A 21,432-nucleotide genomic window follows, 5' to 3' on the forward strand; every position below is an offset into this window, starting at 1 on the left:
GCTGGCTGAAATTGACCTACTCGTCGGCGGTCAGTGACTGGTCGAGCACCGTCTCCAGCTGTGCGCCTGTGGCCCTGTCTTTGGCCTGAACCAATGTCAGCGCAGCATTCCGGCCATGCAGCGTCAGCGTCATCAGCTGATTGCCGAACCACGGTCCGCCGGTCTTCTGCCACCGGATCGGTGCCGGGCCCGTCCGTCCGTGCCGTGCCAGCAGTCGGCCGAGCCGCCGCCCCGCCCGGCTCCAGCCGAAACGGAACCCCGCTTTGAGCAGGCCGGGGATCGAGTTGTGCACGGGAGAGCAGGTCAGCTGCAGGATGCGCGCCCCGGGGTCGCCGCCCGGTGCGTCGGCCGGCCATGCGGGCTCCGCGATGTACGCATGGTGCACATCGCCCGACAGCACACAAACCGTCGCCGGGGCGTCCGGACCGCTCCCCGCCTCCCTGATCAGCTCCGTCAGCCGGTGGAAGGAGTCGGGGAAAGCCGCCCAATGCTCCAGGTCGGCGCGGCGCCGCAGATTCTCGCCGAACCGCGCCCACCGCCCATCGGACCCGCCCCGCTCGCCCCGGCACAGCGCGGCGTTCCACTGCTCCGCGTCATGGACGAGCGGGGGCAGCAGCCACGGCAGCGAGGTGCCGATCAGGAGATGGTCGTACGAACCGGGGTCGGCGAGGGTCTCCTCGCGCACCCAGTGCGCCTCCTCGTCGTCGAGCATCGACCGGCGCTCCTCGTCGAGTACGCGGGCCGCTCGGGTGTCCACCATCAGCAGCCGTACTCGGCCGAAGACACGCCGGTAGCTCCACTGGGCGTGCGTGGGGTCGGCGTCCGCCTCGGCAGCGAAGCGGCGCAGCGCCTCGGTGCCGTCCGGGACGGCGCGTACGGCCGCGTAGACCGGGTCGGCGGCCAGCGCGGCAGGGGAGAGGTTGCCGAGGTGCTGATAGACCCAGTACGACGCCAGTCCACTGACGATCCGCTCGTGCCACCAAGGGGTGGAACGGATGGAGGCGAGCCACGCAGCGCTGGTGTTCCAGTCGTCCACCACGTCGTGGTCGTCGAAGATCATGCAGCTGGGGACGGTGGAGAGCAGCCAGCGCACCTCTGGATCGCGCCAGGACTCGTCGTAGAGGTGGGTGTATTCCTCGTAGTCCGCGACCTCCGGGCCCGGGGGCTCTCTGAGGTCCCGGCGCGCGGCGAGGCGGTGGCGGGTCGCCTTTGATGTCTCGTCCGCGTACACCTGGTCGCCGAGGAGGAGCAGTACGTCGGGGCGTATGGCACCGGGGTCGGCGGCGAGCCGGGCGGCAAGGGTGTCGAGTGCGTCGGGGCCGGCGGCGTCCCGCTCGCCGATGGGCGGAGCGGCCCAGCGGCAGGAGCCGAAGGCGATCCGGACGGACGTCGGTTCTGCGTTCTCGTTCGCCGCAGAGGGAGCGGGGGGTGTGGTGATCGTGCTCGGGGGGAAGCGGGAGTCCTTGTGCGGCCAGACCTGCCGGCCGCCGAGCAGCACCTCGTACTCCGTGGTCGAGCCCGGTATCAGGCCTGTCACCACCACCAGCGCGTAGTGGTGACCGGCGATCGCGAACGTCCGGGAAGAGCCCGACGCGCCGTCCGAGCACCGGACTTCGGCCGTGGTCGGCCGGTCGGCCTCGACCCAGACGGTCGCGGTGGAACCCGTCTCCCAGTCGACGTACCGCAGTAGTGGTCCCAGGCGCAGCCCGGCCATGAGGTGCCCTCCTCGCGTCGTTCCGTACGGACGGGGTCCGTGCACGTACGGTACGGAGCCCGTCGCGTACGCGTGGGCTCCGTACCGTACGGAACGGCGGGGGAGGGGTGCGCGGTTCCGCTCAGCAGCCGTTGAGAACCGACTGGAGTGCGCTTTTCTCCGCCGAGTCGACGGTCAGGTTGTAGTAGTGCTTCACGTGCACCCAGGCGCGCGCGTACGTGCAGCGGTACGTGGTGCGCGACGGCAGCCACTCCGCCGGATCCTGGTCGCCCTTGGACTGGTTGACGTTGTCCGTGACCGCGATGAGCTGCGGGCGCGTCAGATCGTTGGCGAAGGACTGGCGCTGGGCGGTGGTCCAGCTGCTCGCGCCGGAGCGCCAGGCCTCGGCGAGCGGGACCATGTGGTCGATGTCCAGATCGGCAGCGGCGGTCCAGGTGGCACCGTCGTACTCCGAGTACCAACTGCCGCTGACGGCCGCGCAGCTGGAGTCCTGCGTCACGTTCGTGCCGTCCCGCTTCAGGACGACCTCACGGGTGTTGCAGGCGCCCGACTGGGTTATCCAGTGCGGGAACAGGTCCCGGCTGTAGCCGGTCGAGGAGCCTTCCGCCGAGACGGTCAGCTGGCTCAGGTACGTACGGGCGGTGGACGCGGCGACCGGCGTGGGCATGGCGGCCTGGGCGGTGGGTGCGGTGAGCAGTCCGGTGGTTGCGGCAAGTGCGGCGGATGCGACGACGAGGCCAATGCGACGCGCGTAGACACCTGACATGCGAACTCCCTTGATGTGGGGGGGGCTTGGACGGGTTACCTGTGGGCCCGGCCATCGTGGCGGCGCCAGGTTTCTGTGGGGTGGGCGCCAGGTAACAGAGTGGCGACATGTGCACGTCACATCAAGGGTTGCGACGAAAAGGGCTGATGTACTGGCAGTTCGGTGGTGTGAGAGCCCGATTCGTGCCGGATGCCGGGGCGGGCCCGTCCTATGGTTGCCGTGTGCTGCTTCCGGTCAACATCACGCTCGGGGTCGTCCTCGCCCTGCTGCTCGCGGCGGCCGCCGTCGTCGTCGCCGTGGCCACGCTCGGCCGGTCGCGCGAGATCGTCCTGGCCGGGCTGCGGGCCGCGGTCCAACTCGCCGCCGTCTCCTTGCTCATCGGCTGGGTGGTCCGCTCGTTGCCGGCGCTGCTCGGCTTCGTGGCGCTGATGTATGCGGTCGCGGTACGGACCGCGGGGCGCCGGATCACCAGGAATCGCACCTGGTGGTGGGCGGCCCTGCCGATCGCTGTCGGCGTCGCGCCGGTGATCGCCGCCCTGCTGCTCACCGGGCTCCTGCCGGTCCGCGGCATCGCGCTGATCCCGGTCACGGGCATCCTCATCGGAGGTGCGCTCACCGCGACCGTGCTCGGCGGGCGGCGTGCGCTCGACGAACTGGCCATGCGGCGCGGGGAGGTGGAGGCGGGGATGGCGCTCGGGCTGCTCGACCGTGACGCGCGGCTGGAGATCGCCCGGCCCGCGACATCGGAGGCGCTGCTGCCGGGGCTGGACCAGACGCGGACGGTGGGGCTCGTCACGCTGCCCGGGGCGTTCGTGGGCATGCTGCTGGGCGGCGCCTCACCGGTTCAGGCGGGGGCCGTGCAACTGTTCGTACTGATCGCGCTGATGGCCGTACAGGCAGTGGCCGTCGCGACGGTCCTCGAACTCGTGGCGCGCGGACGGATGTACCGGGACTGAGCCCCCGGGGAAGGCGCAGGGAGGGCGCCCTCGGCTGATCGGCCGGACGCCCCTAGGGGGCGCTGATGTGCAGGCGGATCGAGCCGTCGGCCGACGCTTCCACGCGGATCTGCGTCAGATCCTCGACGTGTGCGTCCGGCGCCAGTGCTGCTGCGCGCGGGCCGATGCCCACGACGCGCATGCCGGCCGCCCGGCCCGCCGCGATGCCGGCCTCCGAGTCCTCGAAGACGATGCAGTCCGCCGGGGCGAAGCCCAGTTCGGCCGCACCCTTGAGGAAGCCCTCGGGATCGGGCTTGCTGGCGCCGACACATTCCGCCGTGACGCGGATGCTCGGCATCCGCAGTCCGGCTGCCGTCATCCGGGCCCGGGCCAGCGCCTCGTCCGCCGAGGTCACCAGGGCGTGCGGGAGTGCGGCGATCGCCTCCAGGAAGGCGGGGGCGCCGCCGATCGGGACCACGCCGTCGGTGTCGGCGGTCTCCTCGGCGAGCATCACGCGGTTGTCCGCGTAGTTCTGCTCCATCGGACGGTGGGGGAGAAGGACTGCCATCGTGGCGTATCCCTGGCGCCCGTGGACCACCTTGAGTGCGGCCTCGGGGTCCAGGCCCTCCCGCAGTGCCCATCGCCGCCAGCAGCGCTCCACCACGGCGTCGGAGTTCACGAGTGTGCCGTCCATGTCGAGCAGGAGGGCACGTGCGGTGAGGACGGTGGCCGGCATCGGCGGTCTCCAGGACGGGGAACGAGGGCAACGCGGGGTGACGCGAACAGGCAGGTGAAGAGAACAAGCAGCCCCGCCCGCCGGTCAGGGAGTGCGGGCGAGGGCTACTTTGTTCCATCACGATACAAAAACCTGCCCAGGAAAGCGAATCCCTCGTGGCGCATCTCTTTCGTCAGGACCGGCCGTGGCCCGTCGTCTCCGCCTCCAGCGCGCGCCGGGTGTTCGGTCCGTAGACGCCGGCCGGATCGCCCTCGATGGACTTGTACGACTGATAGACGCTTACGGCGTGCTCGACCTGGCCCGTGTAGTCGCCGTCGTCGGGCCCCCGGTACAGCCACACCTCCTGCAGCCGCCGTTGCAGCTCGGCCACTGCGGGGCCGTGATCACCCGGCTGCAACGTGCGACCGTGCGGCTTCACGGTCGAGGGGGCCGACGACGTCCCGGCGGACTCCTCGGCGGAGGCCGGCGCCGACGGTGCGGCCGGACGCGACGAGGCGGCGGACGGGGCGGGCGAGGCACTCGCCGACGGCGAGGCGGAGGCGGATGCGGACGGTGAAGCGGAGGCCGACAGAGAGGCGGACGGAGCCGCGGACGCCGACGTCGATGCATCGGGCGAGGCGGACGCCTCGGGGGCGGTCGACACCACGGTGCTCGGCAGAGCCTGTTCGCGGTCTGCGTTCCCGTTCCCGTCCCCGCTGAACAGTCCGCCGGCGAATGCCGCGGTGCCCACCACCGTGACCACGGCAGCGCCCACGACGAGCGGCGCGAACGGGCGGCGACGGCGTGGCTGCACCGGATCCGCCCGGCCCACGGCGTCCATGGTGTCCGTGGCATCCATGGTGTCGTAGCCGGGCTCGGCCGCTCCGGCGTGCTCCGGCCGTGGAGGCGGCGGACCCGTCATCGCCTCCCGGTCGAGGAACAGCGGCATCGTCATGGCCGCGTCGCTCCCCGACGGGGTGTCGGCCGCCATTTCGTCGGCCACCGTCGCGTCGCCCCCCAGCGTCACGTACGGCCGGATCCGCAGTGGATCGAAGTCCTCCGCCGCCGCTGTCTCCGCCTGAGCGGCGGCCCGTCGCGCCGCCCGCTCCGCGCACCCGCAGCCGGACCCGGCGGAGGGTCTCCCCTCCGGTGTCCCGTCCGGTCCCTTTGCCGATCTGTTGTCAGTGCCGCACTCCGGGCAGATCTGTCCTGTCATCGTGGGTCCCCTCCCCTTGAACTGCCTGCGATTATGCAGCCCGCCGCGGTGACGCCCCAACAGGCCATAACCGTCCGCTGCAGCCAGGATGGGGATGTAGCGGACCCGAGGAGAGTTTTATGGCCAACCAGCTGAGCCCCCCGGCCCTGGCCCCCGGCGAAGGCCGCTCCCAGCGGGCCGTCCTTGTCGCCATCGGTGCCCTGCTCCTCGGCATGCTGCTCGCCGCACTCGATCAGACCATCGTCTCCACCGCCCTGCCGACCATCGTCAGTGAGCTCGGCGGACTGGAGCACCTGTCGTGGGTGGTTACTGCCTATCTGCTCGCGTCGACCGCCGCGACCCCGCTCTGGGGCAAGCTCGGCGACCAGTACGGGCGCAAGAAGCTCTTCCAGATCGCCATCGTCATCTTCCTCATCGGCTCCGCACTGTGCGGTATGGCCCAGAACATGCCGCAGCTGATCGGCTTCCGCGCTCTCCAGGGCCTGGGCGGCGGCGGTCTGATAGTGCTCTCGATGGCGATCGTCGGTGACCTCGTCGCCCCACGCGAACGCGGCAAGTACCAGGGCCTGTTCGGTGCGGTCTTCGGTATGACGAGCGTCCTCGGACCGCTGCTCGGCGGTTTCTTCACCGAGCACCTCAGCTGGCGCTGGGTGTTCTACATCAATCTGCCGATCGGCGTCGTCGCGCTGCTCGTCATCGCCGCCGTGCTGCACATCCCGGTCCGCGCGACCAAGCACACCATCGACTACCTGGGCACCTTCCTCATCGCGACCGTGGCCACCTGTCTGGTCCTCGTCGCCTCACTGGGCGGCACCACCTGGGCCTGGGGCTCGGCGCAGATCATCGGGCTCGCCGTCCTCAGCGTGCTGCTGCTGATCGCCTTCGTGTACGTCGAGCGGCGCGCCGCCGAACCCGTACTGCCGCTGAAGCTGTTCCGGATCCGGACGTTCAGCCTTGTCGCCGTCATCAGCTTCGTCATCGGTTTCGCGATGTTCGGTGCGATGACCTATCTGCCGACGTTCCTGCAGGTGGTGCACAACATCACGCCGACGCTGTCCGGTGTGCACCTGCTGCCGATGGTCCTCGGTCTGCTCCTCACATCGACCCTGTCCGGCCAGATCGTCAGCCGTACCGGCCGCTGGAAGGTCTTCCCGATCCTGGGCACCGGCATCACCGCGATCGGCCTGATGCTCCTGCACCGGCTCACGGAGTTCAGCAGCACCTGGCAGATGAGCGTCTACTTCTTCGTCTTCGGCGCCGGGCTCGGTCTGGTGATGCAGGTCCTCGTCCTGGTCGTGCAGAACGCCGTCACATACGAGGACCTCGGCGTCGCCACCTCCGGGGCGACGTTCTTCCGCTCCATCGGCGCCTCGTTCGGTGTCGCCATCTTCGGCACGATCTTCACCAGCCGGCTCACCGACAAACTCGGCGCGGCGCTCTCCGGCATCGCCCTGCCACCCGGCGTCGACGCCGGCCGGCTGGCCGCCGACCCGCGTGCCCTCTCCCAACTGCCGCCCGCACTGCGCCCCCCGGTGCTCCATGCGTTCTCGACCTCGATCACCGATGTCTTCGCGTACGCCGCCCCCGTCGTCCTGGTCGCCTTCGTCTTCGCCTGGTTCCTCAAGGAGGACAAGCTGCGCGGCTCGGTGACGGCCCCCGACAGCACCGAGACCCTGGCGTCGAACCCGGTCGAGCGTTCCTCGTACGACGAATGCGCACGGGCCCTGTCGGTGCTCGCCACCCGCGAAGGGCGGCGCGATGTCTATACGAAGATCACCGAGCGTGCGGGGTACGACCTGCTGCCCGCGGCGAGCTGGATGCTGCTGCGCATCAAGCGGCACGGCGCCGTCGAACCCGGGCTGCTCGCCGACACCATCCCGGTGCCGCTGCGCGTGGTCAGCGACGCGGCACGGCAGCTCGAGGAGCGAGGTCTGGCCCGGCGCGAGGGGGTGCAGCTGGTCCTCAGCGACAAGGGCTCGGAGGTCGTGGCGAAGCTCGCGCAGGCCCGCGAGGAATCGCTGGCCGAGCTGTTGGGCGACTGGTGGGGGCCGGAACGGCCGAGCGACCTGCGCAAACTCGTGGCGGAGCTGACCGCCGAGACGTGCGGATCGAGCGCGGAGCAGCCGCACGGCCCGGAGCCGAAACGGGACCACGCGGTCTGAGCCGGGCGGCCCGGCCGGCGCGGCCCGACCAGGCCGCCCGATCCGGACAGCCTCGCCACGGCCTACAGCTCCTTGGCGAACCAGTGCTCCGCGTACGGGTTCCGGTGGTGGAACGCCGGGATTTCTGCGTAGCCGTGCTTGGCGTACAGCCCGCGCGCCTCCACCAGGTCGTTGCGGGTGTCGAGCCGGATCTGCCGTACGCCGAACGCACGCGCCGCGCTCTCGACGGCCGCCAGCAGCAGCCCGCCGCCGCCCGTGCCGCGGAACTCCGGGCGTACGAACACCCGGGTCAGCTCCGCCACGTCCGTGTCGGACAGGAGCAGCCCGGCGCAGGCCCCCGGCTTCCCGTCGAACCTGCCGACGACGAACTCACCGGTCGGCGGGGTGAGTCGGTCGACACCGTCGTCGGCGAGCCCCTCGTCGATCTCCTCGGCGGTCGCGGGCCGCTTCCAGTAGCGGCTGGCGACCTCGTCGTAGTAGTCGCGGCGCAGCGCGCTGGAATCGGGGGAGTCGAAGCGTTCCGGGGCAACGGTCCAGGTCATGCGGGTGATTGTGACTTGTGCATGATTGGAATCCAAACGGATTGACCGGCGGATCGGCCTACACGGATCGACCGACGGACCGGCCGGTGCCGGATCCCCGCACCGCGCTTCACTCTGCGCACGACTGTTCGTGAACCCACTCTTGCTCGGCTCCATCCGGTGAGCGGCCAGCACGTACAGGCGCCGCATGCGTACGCCGGGCTGATCAACGATCCCAGCTGGAGCGAGAGCAGCACCCACAGCAGCGACAGCGCGCGGATCCCCCCACCCCCTGGGCTTCCCCCATGCGTACCACATGCCCCGTGCTCCTCCCCCGAGACCGAGACCGCGACCGCGACCGAGACCGTCGTGACCGTGTGTCCGTCGATCACGGGGACAGAGGTATGGGCGAAGGATCCGGTTCCGGCCGCTGTGTCCGGGGCCGATCCACGATCCGAGCATTCTTTCGGACAAAAGCGGGATGACAGCCAGGCGAAGAGGGGGTTGATTGTGTCTACCTCATAGCGCAATGCGAAGGTTTCACAGCACGTCCTGGGACGAGGACGGCGGATGAGCAGTGGGAGGGTCGGCGCAGCGTGGCGAATGCGGATCACAGTGTGCGCGGAAACGCGGCGACGGGGGCGAGGACCGGGGCAGCCCGGGCTGTGCTCTGGCTGGTTGTCGCCTTGCTGGCAGGACGGCAGATGGCGGTGGTGCTGCGGCAACCGCCCGGCGAACGGCTCACCGATCTGGAGACCTGGATCGGCGAGAACGGCGTCCTGCATGTGACGGGATCCCTCTACGACAGCGACCGGTTCACCGGCACCCCCTTTGCCGGGCTGGTACTGAAGCCGCTGACCCGGACAGCCGAACAGAGCCTCGGCGTCGCCTGGACCTTCGGTTCGCTGCTGCTCGTCGCCGCACTCGGCCTCGTCGCGGCCCGCGCCCTGCCCGGGCCCGTCTCCCGTCGCACCGCCCTGCTGGCCGCCCCCGTCGCCATCAGCCTGCTGATGCTGTCCCTGCCGGTCCGGAACGCCCTCCACCTCGGCCAGACCAGCATCCTGCCGGTCCTGCTGGTGCTCCTCGGCTGTTTCGTGGCCCGGGGCGAACGCGCGTCCGGCGTACTCATCGGGATCGCGGCCGCACTCCAGCCGACCGTGCTGCTCTTCGCCGCCCTGCTCTGGCTGACAGGCCGCCGCCGGGCCGCGGTGACCGGTGGCACCGCGTTCGCCGCCTGCACGGCGCTGGCCTGGGCCGCGATGCCGCACGACTCATGGACGTACTGGGTGCACCATGTCGCAGGCGCCGGGCTCGGTGACGGCGCGGACAGCCTCGCCAACCAGTCCCTGCACGGTGCGCTGCTCCGCTTCGGCCTGACGGGCCCCCTCGAGATCGGGCTGTTCCTGCTGCTGGCCGCTGCCGTCTGCTACGTCGGGCTGCGGCGCGCCGTGCGGTATGCGAACGACGGCCAGCTGCTCCTCGCCGTCGCCGTGACCGGCTGCGTCGCCGTCGCCGTCTCGCCGACCGCCTGGCAGCACCAGCTGCTGTGGGTGCTCCTCGCCGTGGTCGGGCGGGCCGGTGAGCGGGCCTCCGACCGGCTGGTGTGGCCGGCCATCGTGGTGCTCGTGATCACGCTGCCCGGCAAGATACTTCTGCCGAACATCCCGGTTGCCTTCCCGGTGCGGGACAACGTGCTCCTCCTCGCGGCGCTGGGCGCGGCCTGCGCCGCACCGTTCCTGCTGCGCACCTCGCCGTACTGGCAGCGGCCGATTCCCACGGACTGCGCCGCCCCGGTGCCGGCCCGCTGGAGCCGCGTACCGCTGCTGCCGTTCTGGCGGCGGGTGCTCAGCCGTCCCAACCTGCTGCTCGAACTCCTGCTGATCCGGGTCGTCTACTCGGCGTACGCGCAGGTCAGGCTTGCGGCGACGGCCGGCCGCGGCACCGCCGAGGCGCACGGCCGGCAGATCCACTCGCTCGAGAAGTGGCTGCACATCGACGTCGAGCACTGGGCCAACCACGCGGTCGTCCACATCGGCTGGCTGAAGAGCTTCTTCGACTACTACTACTCGACCTTCCACTTCATCGTGCCGCTGACCATCCTCGGTGTGCTGTACGTACGACGCCCCGCGGACTACCGGTGGGCCCGCTCCACCCTCGGCTTCGCCACCCTGGTCGCGCTGCTCGGCTTCTGGCTCTACCCGCTGGCGCCGCCGCGGCTGATGCCGGGTCTCGGCTTCATCGACACGGTCCACGGTGTCCAGGACTTCGCGAAGCCGGACTACGGGACGCTCACCTCGATGACCAACCAGTACGCGGCAATGCCCTCGCTGCATTTCGGCTGGTCGCTCTGGTGCGGCGTCATGGTGGTGATGCTGGCCCCGAAGCTGTGGATGAAGGCGCTCGGACTGCTGCATCCGCTGTTCACGGTCTCGGCGATCGTCGCCACGGCCAACCACTGGGTGCTCGACGCCGTGGGCGGGGCGCTGGTCATCGGGCTCGGCTTCGTGCTCACGCACGTCCTCGCGGGACCGCGGAAACTGCAGCCGGTGATGGCGGGGGCGGCCGGGGCGGAACGGAATCCGCCTGCGGCGGATCGGGCCGTTTCCCCGGAGGCGACCGGCGAGACGGTGGGCAGCAAGACCTGAGTGGCCACGGGCCTTGCGTGTGCCGAAGGGGTGCCGGGACGACCTGTATCGTCCGGCACCCCTTCGGCGTGGATCGCCGCCTACCCAGCATCCGCCTGTCCCGGGTGGCCCGCCACTCGAACAGCTCACCCCTCACTCGAACAGCCCAAGAGGCGGTCAGTGGGACGGCCCGAGCGCCCAGGTGGCGAAGGACAGTGTGGCCATGGAAGCGACCGTGGAGGCGACGACGGAGTTGCGGGCCAGCCTGGTGTCCAGGCCGTACTGGCGGGCGTAGATGAAGGCGTTCTGGGCCGTCGGCAGAGCGGAGCACACCACCACGGCCAGCAGCTGATGGGGCGGCAGCCGCAGCAGCGGGCCGCCGACGAGGAACGCGATCAGCGGCTGGACCAGCGTCTTCAGTACGACGGCGACTCCGACCTCCGCACGCTCCCCGGAATCCGGCCTTCTCTCTGATGGTGCGTCGGCCGCCGGGCGTCCGTTCAGCGACAGGCCGAGGGTGATCAGGGCCGTGGGCACGGCAGCCACGCCGAGCAGATCGCAGGAGTGTGTGAGGGTGGTCGGCAGTCGCAGCCCGGTCGCGGAGACGGCGACGCCGACCATCGAGGCCATGATGATCGGGTTGCGGACCGGCATGGTCAGCATCCGCCGGAGCGTGACGCCCTTTCCGGAGCCGGCCCCCGTCCCCGTGTCCAGGAGGGTCAGGATCACAGGGGAGACCAGCAGCACCTGGAACAGGATGATCTGGGCGACGAACGACGCGTCGCCCAGCACCTGAACCGCTACCGGGATGCCGAGATTGGCGGAGTTCACGTAGCCGGACGCCATGCCGCTGATCGCCTGGTCGGCGGTCTTGCGGCCGAAGAGGCGCCGGGCCAGCACGAAGCCGAGAGCGCTGACGAGTGCCGTGCCCGTACCGAAGGCCACCATCGAGGAGTTGGCGAAGGCCTGCAGCCGTGCGCCGGAGACCATGGTGAACAGAGCCGCGGGCATGGCCACATGGAAGACGAACCGGCCGAGCACGACTTCCGCCTGCTCTCCGAGGAGGCCGCTGCGACCGACCAGGTAACCGATGCCGGTGAGCGTCCAGATGGGGGCGAAGCCGGAGATCAGGGCGTGCATGGACGCCATGATCCTCGTACGCCCTTGCGCCTCCCGGGGCGGGGTGCGGGCAGGCCGTGACGTGCGGACGGGCGGCGGGGGCCGAGGCGTAGGGGGAAAGCCCCCGCCGCCCGAAATCCACGAACCGATCAGCCGGCGGGCGTACCGGCCTTGTCCGCCGTGCCGGCCGTGCTGACCTGGAGTTGCTTGATCCCGTTGAGCCAGGCGGAGCGCAGCCGCCGCGGGTCGCCGACCAGCCGCAGGTCCGGCAGCACGTCCGCGATCGCATTGAAGATCAGGTTGATCTCCATGACGGCGAGGGACTTGCCGAGACAGAAGTGCGGTCCGCCGCCACCGAAGCCGAGATGGGGGTTGGGGTCCCGGGCGATGGAGAAGGTCTCCGGGCTCTCGAAGACCTCGGGGTCGTTGTTGGCGGAGGAGTAGAACAGCCCGACCCTGTCGCCCTTCTTGATCCGTTGCCCGCCCAGTTCGACGTCCTGGGTGGCGGTCCGCTGGAAGGAGACCACGGGGGTGGCCCAGCGCACGATCTCCTCGGCGGTCGTCTCCGGGCGCTCGCGCTTGTACAGCTCCCATTCGCCGGGGTGGGTCAGGAAGGCATGCATGCCGTGGCTGATGGCGTTACGGGTGGTCTCGTTGCCGGCGACGGCGAGCAGGATCACGAAGAAGCCGAACTCGTCGGAGGAGAGGTTGCCTTCGCCCTCGGCGGCGACCAGCTGGGAGACGATGTCCTTGGCCGGGCACTCCTTGCGCTCCGCCGCCAGGTTCATCGCGTACGAGACGATCTCCATGGCCGCCTCGGTGCCGACCTCTTCGGTGATCGCGTACTCGGGGTCGTCGTACGCGGCCATCTTGTTGGACCAGTCGAAGATCTTGGAACGGTCCTCCTGCGGCACGCCGATGAGCTCGGCGATGGCCTGGAGCGGCAGTTCGACGGCGATATTGGTGACGAAGTCGAAGGAGCCGTCGTCGGCGGCGGCGGTCAGCGCCGTCTCGACGATCGAGCGGGCGCGGCTGCGCAGGGCCTGCTCCAGGGACCGGATCGCGCGGGGAGTGAAGCCGCGCTGGACGATCTGGCGGACCCGGGTGTGCTCGGGCGGGTCCATGTTCAGCATGATCAGCTTCTGGACCTCGATCTGGTCGCGGCTGATCGTCTCGTTGAAGCGGATGACTGCCGTGTTGGTGTGGGACGAGAACAGTTCAGGGTGTGTGGAGACGTACTTGACGTCCGCATGCCGGGTGACCACCCAGTAGCCCTCGTCGTCGAAACCGGAGATACCGGCCGGCTGGGTGCACCACCAGACCGGGGCGGTCTCCCGCATCCGGGCGAACTCCGGGTACGGGATGCGGGATTGGAGCAGATCGGGATCGGTGAAGTCGAACCCTTCGGGCAGATGAGGGCAGGGCATCGGCAACTCCAGGTCGGTCCGAGGGCCGCTCGAGCCATGTCTGACGACCCATCAGAAGTTGCCGGAAAGGTAGTAACGAGTTCTACGACTCGCAAGGGTCATGGCTGGATCTGTTGCGTGAAGACTCGGTGTGCCGGGCGGGAAGCGGGCGCAAGGTGCGTGCACGGCTCTTGCGTACCGGGGGTAAGCCTCATAAGACTGCTTGCAGAACTAGAACGCGTACTAGTTCCTTCCGTGGGCGCCGGGACGCCCCCTGCGGAAGTGCGAGGAGAGGACGAGCTCATGGCCGCGGAACCCGTCATCGTCGAAGCCGTACGCACCCCCATCGGCAAGCGCGGAGGCGCGCTCGCCAATCTGCACCCCGCCTATCTGCTGGGCGAGACCTACCGTGAACTCCTCGGCCGCACCGGCATCCATGCCGACTGCGTCGAACAGATCGTCGGCGGTACGGTCACCCACGCCGGCGAACAGTCCATGAACCCGGCGCGCAACGCCTGGCTCACCGTGGGACTCCCGTACGAGACCGCCGCCACCACCGTGGACTGCCAGTGCGGCTCCTCGCAGCAGGCCTCCCACATGGTCGCCAATATGGTCGCCGCCGGAGTGATCGACATCGGCATCAGCTGTGGTGTCGAGGCCATGTCGCGCGTACCGCTGGGCAGCGGCTCCAAGCACGGTCCCGGGAAGCCCTGGCCGGACGAGTGGAACGTCGACCTGCCCAACCAGTTCGAGGCCGCCGAGCGCATCGCCCGCAAGCGGGGCCTCACCCGGGAGAACGTCGACTCGCTCGGGCTGATCTCGCAGGAGCGGGCAGCCGTGGCCTGGGCCGAGGAGCGCTTCAAACGGGAGACGTACGCGGTCCAGGTGCCGACCACCGAGGAGGAACAGGCGGCGGGGCAGGGCATGTGGCGCCTTGTCGACCGCGACGAAGGGCTGCGGGACACCACCATGGAGGGGCTCGCCCGGCTCAAGCCGGTCATGCCGACCGCCGTCCACACCGCGGGCAACTCCTCGCAGATTTCCGACGGCGCCTGCGCGATCATGTGGGCGTCCAAGCGGATGGCGCGCGCGCTCAAGCTCAAGCCGCGCGCCCGGATCGTCGCCCAGGCGCTGGTCGGCTCCGACCCGCACTTCCACCTCGACGGGCCGATCGACGCGACCCGTGCGGTGCTCGGCAAGGCCGGGATGTCGCTGAGGGACATCGACCTCGTCGAGATCAACGAGGCGTTCGCTTCGGTGGTGCTGAGCTGGACGCAGGTCTTCGACCAGGATCTGGAGAAGGTCAACGTCAACGGCGGGGCCATCGCGCTCGGCCACCCGGTGGGTGCCACCGGGGCCCGGCTGATCACCACGGCGCTGCACGAACTGGAACGCAGGGACAAGGAGTTCGCGCTCATCACCATGTGCGCGGGCGGGGCGCTGGCCACCGGCACGATCATCCAGCGGCTCTGAGAACCACCCCCGGCCGGGGTGTTGCCACCTCTGCCCCAGGCCGGGGCCACACCGTCCGGACAGGGCGAATGCCCCGACCGGAACCCGGTCGGGGCATTCGTGTGAAGCTGCTTGCCACCGGCTTAGTACCAGTGGTTGGCCTGCCAGAACGTCCAGGCGGCGCACGGGCTGCCGTAGCGGGAGTTCATGTAGTCCAGGCCCCACTTGATCTGGGTCGAGGGGTTGGTCTTCCAGTCGGCACCGGCCGTGGCCATCTTCGAGGCGGGCAGTGCCTGGACCAGGCCGTAGGCGCCCGAAGAGGCGTTGGTGGCGCTGGGGTTCCAGCCGCTCTCGCGCGACACGATGTTGCTGAAGCACTTGAACTGCGCCTCGTTGCCGATCATCGCTCGCGCCGTGCCCTGTACGCCGGTGGCGACGGACGTCGGTGCGGCCATGGCCGGGGTGACGCCGAGGGCCAGACCGGTGGCGCCGAGGACCGCGGCGGCTCCGGCGACGGCAGCCTTACGGCGAGCGGTGCGGGGCTGGGCGAGGATGTTACGGGCGAACGGCACAGGGGAACCTAACCGTTGGGGACGGGGGAGTCGCGGACCGGGCCCAACAGTGCGGGAACCGGTGCTCATTGACCGCGTTCCGTTCCGGTGAACGCTGCGGTGCTCGGCGACGTGACAAGTGTTAGCCGCGGGGTTCAACCATGGCAATGACCCCCGATACGGTCTTGCCTCGCACTCGGGGCCAAAGGTCCCGAACCTGCTCAAAAGGTTCCATAGCAGGTCGGAGGGGGTGAAGCGGGTTCTATGGACGGGTGGAAACGCTACTACTCCCCGTAGTGGAGGACTAAGGTCCTGTGGGCGCCTTCACGCCTTCGGGACCCTCGAATGTGACCTGGGCCTCGAAGGCCGCGCGGCGCGTGGCCCGGCGCAGCGCCTTCAGCAGCGTGGAGCCGATGGTGAGGGTCAGGGCCATGGTCAGCACGGCCCGGCCCAGGTCCCAGCCCAGCGAGGTGGCCAGGCAGTACGCCAGGAAGCGGGCCAGATTCTCGGGCAGCGGGTCACCGGGGTGGAACGCGATGCCGGAGCCGAGGCCCGGCACGATCGTCCAGCCGTACAGGTTCATCACCGTGCCGTAGGCGAACGCCGCCACTCCGCCGTACGCCGCGAGCATCAGCAGCTCGGTCCGCCCGCGCAGCCGGTCCGGGCCCGGCAGCAGGCCGGCGCCCATCGTGAACCAGCCCATCGACAGCATCTGGAACGGCATCCACGGGCCCACCCCGCCGGTGAGCAGGGCGGACGCGAACATCGTCACCGAGCCGAGCACGAAGCCGAAGCCGGGGCCGAGCACCCGGCCGCTCAGCACCATCAGGAAGAACATCGGCTCCAGGCCCGCCGTACCGGCGCCGAGCGGGCGCAGCGCGGCCCCGACTGCGGCGAGCACACCCAGCATCGCCACGGCCTTCGCGTCCAGGCCGGAGTCCGCGATGGTGGCGACGACCACACCGACCAGGAGCGGAAGCAGCACGGCGAACAGCCACGGCGCGTCCTGGGAGTGGGCGAGACCGGAGTCCGCGTCCGCGAGCAGCGGCCAGCCGATGGCGACGACACCGATCGCGCCGATGAGGAGGAGTGCGGCGATCGCACGGGGGCCCAATCGTACGGGACGGTTTCGGCGGTCGCTCATGCGCCGGCCTCCAGTGCCCCGCGCACCTGCGTCACGGTCAGCCACTCCTGCGGGGCGAGGATCTTCGCGGTCTGCGGTGCGAACGCCGGCGACGAGACCACCACCTGCCGGGTCGGCCCGTCCGCGACGATCTCCCCGTCCGCGAGGATCACCACCCGGTGGGCCAGCTCGGCGGCGAGCTCCACGTCGTGCGTGGCCAGGACGATCGTATGGCCGCCGGCCGCCAGGCCGCGCAGCACACCTATCAGGCGGGCCTTCGCCGCGTAGTCCAGCCCGCGGGTCGGCTCGTCCAGCAGCAGGAGCGGGGGCCGCGCGGTCAGCACGACGGCCAGCGCCAGGGCGAGCCGCTGCCCCTCGGAGAGATCGCGGGGGTGGGCGCCGTCCGGCACATCGGGCAGCAGCTCGCAGACCAGGGTCCGGCAGCTGCCCGCTGCCGCGCCCGCGTCGGTGTCGGCCGCCGCGCACTCGGCGGCGACCGTGTCCGCGTACAGCAGATCGCGCGGTTCCTGCGGTACGAGCCCGACCCGGCGCACCATGTCGCGCGGATGTGTACGGTGCGGGACCCGGCCGCCGACGAGGACGGTGCCGGTCGTGGGCTCGACCATGCCGACGAGGGCGGCGAGCAGCGTGGACTTGCCCGCGCCGTTGCGGCCCATCAGGGCGACGGTCTCGCCCGGTGCGACGGAGAACGTCACCCGGCGCAATGCCTCGACACGTCCGCGCCGCACCCCCAGGCCCTCGACCCGGGTGGTCGCTTCCACCACAGCTTCCGGAGCGGATGGCGGAGGGGACGCGCGCCGGCGCCCGAACAGACCACGGCGTACAGGAGCGGCTGCGGGCAGCGGCGCCGGGGCGGGTGGCGCCGACGGAGCGGACGGCGGCTCGGCCGAGGCCAGCCGCTCCCGCAGATCCGCCGCCCGGCGCCGCGCATCGCGTACCGACAGCGGCAGCGGCTCCCAGCCCGCCAGCCGGCCCAGGGCGACCACCGGCGGGTGGACCGGGGAGACCGCCATGATGCCGGCGGGCGCGCCCATCACGGGCGGGGCGCCCGGCGACGGCAGCAGGACGACCCGGTCCGCGTACTGGACGACGCGTTCCAGACGGTGCTCCGCCATCAGGACCGTCGTGCCCAGATCGTGCACCAGCCGCTGGAGCACCGCGAGGACCTCCTCGGCCGCCGCCGGGTCCAGTGCGGACGTCGGTTCGTCGAGGACCAGGACCTTGGGGTGCGGGGTCAGCACCGAGCCGATCGCGACCCGTTGCTGCTGGCCGCCGGAGAGCGTGGCGATCGGCCGGTCGCGCAGCCCGGCGAGGCCCAGCAGGTCGAGGGTCTCCTCGACCCGCCGCCGCATCACGTCGGGGGCAAGTCCCAGCGACTCCATGCCGTACGCCAGCTCGTCCTCGACGGTGTCGGTGACGAAGTGGGAGAGCGGGTCCTGCCCCACCGTGCCCACCAGATCGGCGAGTTCGCGCGGTTTGTGGGTACGGGTGTCGCGGCCGTCGACCAGCACCCTGCCGCGCAGCGTGCCGCCCGTGAAGTGCGGTACGAGACCGGAGACGGCGCCCAGCAGCGTCGACTTGCCGACCCCCGACGGGCCGACGAGCAGTACCAACTCGCCTTCAGGAACGGTCAGATCTACTCCGGACAGGGTCGGGCGCGCCGCCCCCTCGTACTGCACCGAGACCTGCTCGAACCGGATCACTGGCTCTCCTCGGAATTCGTGACGGCCACTACGGGCGGCGTGGGCGCCACCACCGCGGGCAGCAGCCCGATCAGCACCGCCGCCGCGGGCCACAGCGGGAACACCGGAGCCACCAGCGGTACGACTCCGGGGTGCAGCGCCTGCGTATCGGCACTGCCCGCCCAGATCATCGCGGCCGCGACCACCGCACCGGACCCCGCCACCAGCCAGGCCCTCGCCCCCCACCGGTCGGGCCGGTAGCGGGTGCGGACCGAACGGGCACCGCCGAGCCGCAGCCCGGCCAACGCGGCGGCGAGACCGACGAGCAGCAGCGGCAGCCCGTACACCGCGCCCTGCGAGGCCAGCAGACCGTACGTGCCGGCGCAGACCCCCAGCAGTCCGCCGAGCGTGAGGACGTTCGTGGTGTGCCGGACGGCCGGCGGGACCTGGGCCGTACGCCCGTATCCGCGCGCGTCCATCGACGCCGCCACCGCCACCGACCGCTCCAGCGCACCCTCCAGCACCGGCAGTCCGATCTGCAGGACGGCCTTGATGCCACCGGTCGGGCGGCCCCGCAGCCGCCGTGCGGTGCGCAGCCGCACCACATCGGCGACCATGTTCGGCGCGAACGTCATCGCGACGACGACCGCGACCCCCGCCTCGTACAGCGCACCCGGCAGCGACTTCAGCAGCCGGGCCGGGTTGGCGAGCGAGTTCGCCGCGCCGATGCAGATCAGCAGGGTGGCCAGCTTCGCCCCGTCGTACAGCGCGAACAGCAACTGTTCGGCGGTGACCCGGCCGCCGATCCTGACGCCCTGCGCCCAGTCGGGCAGCGGGACTTCGGGAAGGGTGAACACCGTGTGCGTACCGGGGATCGGTGAGCCGAGGAAGACGGAGAACAGCAGCCGCACGCCGACGACGAACAGTCCGATCCTGATGAACGCCCCGTACGAACGGGCCCACGGCGCATCCGTCCGGCGCGCCGCCACGACGTAACCGGCCACCCCCACCAGCAGCCCGAGCAGCAGCGGATTGCTGGTCCGGGAGGCGGCTGTGGCCAGCCCGAGCGCCCACAGCCACCAGGCCCCGGCGGGCAGGGCGTTGCTGCGGGTCGCCTCGGGGGCGCGCAGGGCACGGCCCGGCCGGGCCGTGCGGGGAGAGGCGGTCATCCGCGGCGGCGGCGGGCCTGCACGACTGCGGCGATGCCGAGCAGAAGGACGGCGGCGACACCGGCGAGCACTCCGGCGGACGGACCGCCGCTGCCGCTCCCCGGGTGAGCCGAGGCGGACGGGCTCGCGGGCGCCTGCGACGCATCGTCGGCGTGCCCGCTGCCGGAGATCTGTTCACCGCAGCCGGACGCCGGATAGCCGGAGATCGCGCAGAGCAGAGCGTTGCTGTCGTAGCGCAGCGGCTTGGCCACCGAGGCGAGCGCCTCCGCGGTGCTCGCGTCGGTGGCGACCTGTGCGCATGCGGTGCGCGGTGCGGGCGGCGTCTCCCCGTCCGGGGCGTCCGACGCCGTGCCGGCGTCGATGACGAGCGCGACCCGCTTGGTGCCGTCCTTGGCGGGGGTGTCCGCGCAGATCGCCGCGAAGCCGGGGGCGCGGCGCGGTTTCGCCGAGTCCTGGGAGTCCTCGCTCACCGAGAACCGGAAACCCTGCACCGCACCGTCGTCGGGCCGGACCAGCGACGGGCCCTGGGTGGCGTACGCCCAGGCCGTCCCCTTGCCCTCCCAGAACGACCAGTAGCGGTAGCCGGCCGCGTGGGCGGTGCCCGCGCCGAGCACGGTCAGGACGGTGCCGAGAACGAGCAGCAGGGCGCCCGCTGTCCGTCCCCCGAATCGATTCCCCGCTCGGTTCACAGCTGCGGGGTCTTCCGGCGGCTGCTGATGAGGAAGCCGACGCCGGCACCGGCGGCGAGACCGATACCGACGAGCCACCAGACCCCGAGACCGGCGTCGTCGCTGGTGCCGTCCTGGGCCGCGTAGTCGCTCGTGGCCGGCGAGGGCGTGTGGATGGAGGCCGGCGCGGGTCCCGTCGCGTTCAGCCGCTCGACCAGGTCGACACCGCCGAAGTCGCGGGCGTCGGCGCCGGTCGTGTGCGCGGCCACGACCAACTGGGCGTAGGCGGCGGGGCCGTTCTCCACCGCCCAGGGAACGGCGTTCTTCTTCAGCCAGCCGAGCGCGTCGGCCGCCTTGTCCTGGTGGCCGGCGGCGGCCAGGGCGACGACCGCGTCCGCGGTGTTGCCGAAGTCGGGCTGCTCGGTGGTGTCGGTGGCGCCCGGCATCGGCGGCTGGTTCAGGTGGCCGGTCTTCGCGAGGGCGCCCGCGAGATAGTGGGCACCGTTCTGGGCGGCCTGCTCGGGCTTGACGACGGCGCCCTTGTGGCAAGTGGGTGCCTTGTCCTCGGACGTGGAGTTGTTCCAGGCGGCCAGCCCCTTGCCCATCGAACCGAGCACGCCTGCCGCGGTGGCATCGGCGTTGGCGACGAGCTTCCCGGCCTTGTCGGGCTGGTACGCGAACGCGCCGCCGTCCTTGCCGCCGCACGGGATCGCCAGCTCGAGCAGTGCGTCGTACGGTGTGTGGCCGCCCTTGGTCGTCACATCGCCGAGCCGCTGGCCCTGCTTGGCCAGTGCGCCGATCACGATCGAGGTGGAGTTGGCGTCGCTGGGCGAGCCCGGGTTGTAACCCCAGCCGCCGTCCTCGTTCTGAACGGACTTCAGCCAGTCGACCCCGTTGTCGACGATGTCGCCGTGCCCGCCGACCTCGGCCAGCGCCTGGACCGCGGCGGCGGTGGCATTGGTGTCCGTCATGGTCTTCGCGTCGCACGGCTTGCTGACATCTGCGCGGTACGAGGCGTAGGCGCCGCTGTCGCACTGCTGGGCGGTCAGCCACTCCACCGACGCGGCCGCGGGCGTGACCCCTTCGAGCCGCTGGGCGATGAAGGCCAGCGACTGCCTCCAGACCCCGTCGTACGTCGGGTCCTTGGTGCCGTACAGCCCGGACGGCAGCGTGACGGACGGGGTGGGCGACGGAGACGGCGCCGCCACCGCGGCCGGGGCAGCGGCCGCACAGAGCACGGTGGCGGTGGCGGCGAGCGTTGCTGCGGTGCGGCGAACGGTCATGGTGGGCTGGGCCTCTCCTGCGGTGGGAACCGGGCACAGGCACACTCAGGCACCAGGCTCCGGCCCCGTATGCCTCGACGGTGCCGGTCACCGGGGGATCCGGTGACGCGAGCCGGTCACGACCGCGGACAGGGCATTCCGACTCACCGCTGTGTCAGCGGCTCACGGTTGCGTGGTCAGTGCCGGATTTGCACCGGCTTCCCCCTGAACGGGCATGATGACGACTCGCCCACTCTACCGGGACGTAGCCCGCCCCTTCCGGGTGGAGGGGGCGCCCGGGCCAGCGATGTACGTCACCCGTGCGG

Annotated in this window: 17 protein-coding genes and 1 riboswitch; of the genes, 4 read left to right on the forward strand and 13 right to left on the reverse strand. The window is 71.0% G+C overall.

Annotation, left to right across the window (positions count from 1 at the left end; genetic code table 11):
* Positions 1-16: 16 nt before the first annotated feature.
* The gene (locus ABZV38_RS15705; RefSeq protein WP_356327353.1) at positions 17-1,714 is read right to left on the reverse strand and encodes an alkaline phosphatase D family protein; all 1,698 of its coding nucleotides are present in this window, start codon (positions 1,712-1,714) and stop codon (positions 17-19) included.
* A 121-nt stretch (positions 1,715-1,835) separates the two neighbouring features.
* On the reverse strand, positions 1,836-2,480 hold the full coding sequence (locus ABZV38_RS15710; RefSeq protein ID WP_356327354.1) for an HNH endonuclease family protein: 645 nt from the start codon (positions 2,478-2,480) through the stop codon (positions 1,836-1,838).
* A 221-nt stretch (positions 2,481-2,701) separates the two neighbouring features.
* Between ABZV38_RS15710 and ABZV38_RS15715 the strand changes: the two genes are divergently transcribed.
* Positions 2,702-3,436, forward strand: a complete 735-nt coding sequence (locus ABZV38_RS15715; RefSeq protein WP_356327355.1) for an ABC transporter permease — start codon at positions 2,702-2,704, stop codon at positions 3,434-3,436.
* 52 nt (positions 3,437-3,488) lie between these two features.
* Here the strand turns inward: ABZV38_RS15715 and ABZV38_RS15720 are convergent, their stop codons facing one another.
* Both ABZV38_RS15720 and ABZV38_RS15725 read right to left on the reverse strand, forming a co-directional pair.
* On the reverse strand, positions 3,489-4,151 hold the full coding sequence (locus tag ABZV38_RS15720) for an HAD-IA family hydrolase (protein WP_356327356.1): 663 nt from the start codon (positions 4,149-4,151) through the stop codon (positions 3,489-3,491).
* A 172-nt stretch (positions 4,152-4,323) separates the two neighbouring features.
* Positions 4,324-5,346: a peptidoglycan-binding domain-containing protein gene (locus tag ABZV38_RS15725; protein WP_356327357.1), complete on the reverse strand. Its 1,023-nt coding sequence runs from the start codon at positions 5,344-5,346 to the stop codon at positions 4,324-4,326.
* A 119-nt stretch (positions 5,347-5,465) separates the two neighbouring features.
* Between ABZV38_RS15725 and ABZV38_RS15730 the strand changes: the two genes are divergently transcribed.
* Positions 5,466-7,508, forward strand: coding sequence for an MDR family MFS transporter (locus ABZV38_RS15730; RefSeq protein ID WP_356327358.1), 2,043 nt, complete (start codon positions 5,466-5,468; stop codon positions 7,506-7,508).
* Positions 7,509-7,570: 62 nt separating this feature from the next.
* Here the strand turns inward: ABZV38_RS15730 and ABZV38_RS15735 are convergent, their stop codons facing one another.
* Entirely contained in the window at positions 7,571-8,050 is a 480-nt protein-coding gene (locus ABZV38_RS15735) for a GNAT family N-acetyltransferase (RefSeq protein WP_356327359.1), read from the reverse strand.
* A 644-nt stretch (positions 8,051-8,694) separates the two neighbouring features.
* Between ABZV38_RS15735 and ABZV38_RS15740 the strand changes: the two genes are divergently transcribed.
* Positions 8,695-10,674, forward strand: a complete 1,980-nt coding sequence (locus ABZV38_RS15740) for a bifunctional glycosyltransferase 87/phosphatase PAP2 family protein (RefSeq protein ID WP_356327458.1) — start codon at positions 8,695-8,697, stop codon at positions 10,672-10,674.
* A gap of 156 nt (positions 10,675-10,830) precedes the next feature.
* On the opposite strand, the gene ABZV38_RS15745 is transcribed toward ABZV38_RS15740, so the two are convergent.
* Positions 10,831-11,793, reverse strand: a complete 963-nt coding sequence (locus tag ABZV38_RS15745; RefSeq protein WP_356327360.1) for an AEC family transporter — start codon at positions 11,791-11,793, stop codon at positions 10,831-10,833.
* Between the two features lie 128 nt (positions 11,794-11,921).
* The gene (locus tag ABZV38_RS15750; protein ID WP_356327361.1) at positions 11,922-13,199 is read right to left on the reverse strand and encodes a cytochrome P450; all 1,278 of its coding nucleotides are present in this window, start codon (positions 13,197-13,199) and stop codon (positions 11,922-11,924) included.
* A gap of 282 nt (positions 13,200-13,481) precedes the next feature.
* On the opposite strand from ABZV38_RS15750, the gene ABZV38_RS15755 reads away from it, so the two are divergent.
* Positions 13,482-14,651 (forward strand): steroid 3-ketoacyl-CoA thiolase, encoded by a 1,170-nt coding sequence (locus tag ABZV38_RS15755; protein WP_356327362.1) that lies wholly within the window; start codon positions 13,482-13,484, stop codon positions 14,649-14,651.
* Positions 14,652-14,773: 122 nt separating this feature from the next.
* Here the strand turns inward: ABZV38_RS15755 and ABZV38_RS15760 are convergent, their stop codons facing one another.
* From ABZV38_RS15760 to ABZV38_RS15785, 6 genes are all read right to left on the reverse strand, one after another.
* Entirely contained in the window at positions 14,774-15,202 is a 429-nt protein-coding gene (locus ABZV38_RS15760) for a transglycosylase SLT domain-containing protein (protein WP_356327363.1), read from the reverse strand.
* A 283-nt stretch (positions 15,203-15,485) separates the two neighbouring features.
* Complete coding sequence (locus ABZV38_RS15765) at positions 15,486-16,325, reverse strand: ECF transporter S component (RefSeq protein WP_356327364.1); 840 nt, start codon at positions 16,323-16,325, stop codon at positions 15,486-15,488.
* On the reverse strand, positions 16,322-18,028 hold the full coding sequence (locus ABZV38_RS15770; protein ID WP_356327365.1) for an ATP-binding cassette domain-containing protein: 1,707 nt from the start codon (positions 18,026-18,028) through the stop codon (positions 16,322-16,324). The genes ABZV38_RS15765 and ABZV38_RS15770 overlap by 4 nt, the downstream gene beginning before the upstream one ends.
* Complete coding sequence (locus ABZV38_RS15775) at positions 18,025-19,176, reverse strand: energy-coupling factor transporter transmembrane protein EcfT (RefSeq protein WP_356327366.1); 1,152 nt, start codon at positions 19,174-19,176, stop codon at positions 18,025-18,027. Before ABZV38_RS15775 ends, ABZV38_RS15770 begins: the two co-directional genes overlap by 4 nt.
* Complete coding sequence (locus ABZV38_RS15780) at positions 19,173-19,820, reverse strand: SCO2322 family protein (protein ID WP_356327460.1); 648 nt, start codon at positions 19,818-19,820, stop codon at positions 19,173-19,175. Before ABZV38_RS15780 ends, ABZV38_RS15775 begins: the two co-directional genes overlap by 4 nt.
* A gap of 41 nt (positions 19,821-19,861) precedes the next feature.
* A complete protein-coding gene (locus ABZV38_RS15785) occupies positions 19,862-21,127 on the reverse strand; it encodes a prenyltransferase/squalene oxidase repeat-containing protein (protein ID WP_356327367.1) in 1,266 nt (421 codons plus the stop codon).
* Positions 21,128-21,236: 109 nt separating this feature from the next.
* A riboswitch (cobalamin riboswitch) is annotated at positions 21,237-21,371 on the reverse strand.
* Positions 21,372-21,432: the final 61 nt, after the last annotated feature.

Origin of the sequence: Streptomyces sp. NPDC005181 (assembly GCF_040608395.1) — a bacterium.
GTDB lineage: Bacteria > Actinomycetota > Actinomycetes > Streptomycetales > Streptomycetaceae > Streptomyces.

Excerpts from the sequence above, each read along its gene's own strand:
- ABZV38_RS15735 (WP_356327359.1), bottom strand. The coding sequence starts at position 8,050 with ATGACCTGGACCGTTGCCCCGGAACGCTTCGACTCCCCCGATTCCAGC.
- ABZV38_RS15765 (WP_356327364.1), bottom strand. The coding sequence starts at position 16,325 with ATGAGCGACCGCCGAAACCGTCCCGTACGATTGGGCCCCCGTGCGATC.
- ABZV38_RS15745 (WP_356327360.1), bottom strand. The coding sequence starts at position 11,793 with ATGCACGCCCTGATCTCCGGCTTCGCCCCCATCTGGACGCTCACCGGC.
- ABZV38_RS15710 (WP_356327354.1), bottom strand. The coding sequence starts at position 2,480 with ATGTCAGGTGTCTACGCGCGTCGCATTGGCCTCGTCGTCGCATCCGCC.
- ABZV38_RS15755 (WP_356327362.1), top strand. The coding sequence starts at position 13,482 with ATGGCCGCGGAACCCGTCATCGTCGAAGCCGTACGCACCCCCATCGGC.
- ABZV38_RS15720 (WP_356327356.1), bottom strand. The coding sequence starts at position 4,151 with ATGCCGGCCACCGTCCTCACCGCACGTGCCCTCCTGCTCGACATGGAC.
- ABZV38_RS15725 (WP_356327357.1), bottom strand. The coding sequence starts at position 5,346 with ATGACAGGACAGATCTGCCCGGAGTGCGGCACTGACAACAGATCGGCA.
- ABZV38_RS15730 (WP_356327358.1), top strand. The coding sequence starts at position 5,466 with ATGGCCAACCAGCTGAGCCCCCCGGCCCTGGCCCCCGGCGAAGGCCGC.
- ABZV38_RS15775 (WP_356327366.1), bottom strand. The coding sequence starts at position 19,176 with ATGACCGCCTCTCCCCGCACGGCCCGGCCGGGCCGTGCCCTGCGCGCC.
- ABZV38_RS15785 (WP_356327367.1), bottom strand. The coding sequence starts at position 21,127 with ATGACCGTTCGCCGCACCGCAGCAACGCTCGCCGCCACCGCCACCGTG.
- ABZV38_RS15750 (WP_356327361.1), bottom strand. The coding sequence starts at position 13,199 with ATGCCCTGCCCTCATCTGCCCGAAGGGTTCGACTTCACCGATCCCGAT.
- ABZV38_RS15705 (WP_356327353.1), bottom strand. The coding sequence starts at position 1,714 with ATGGCCGGGCTGCGCCTGGGACCACTACTGCGGTACGTCGACTGGGAG.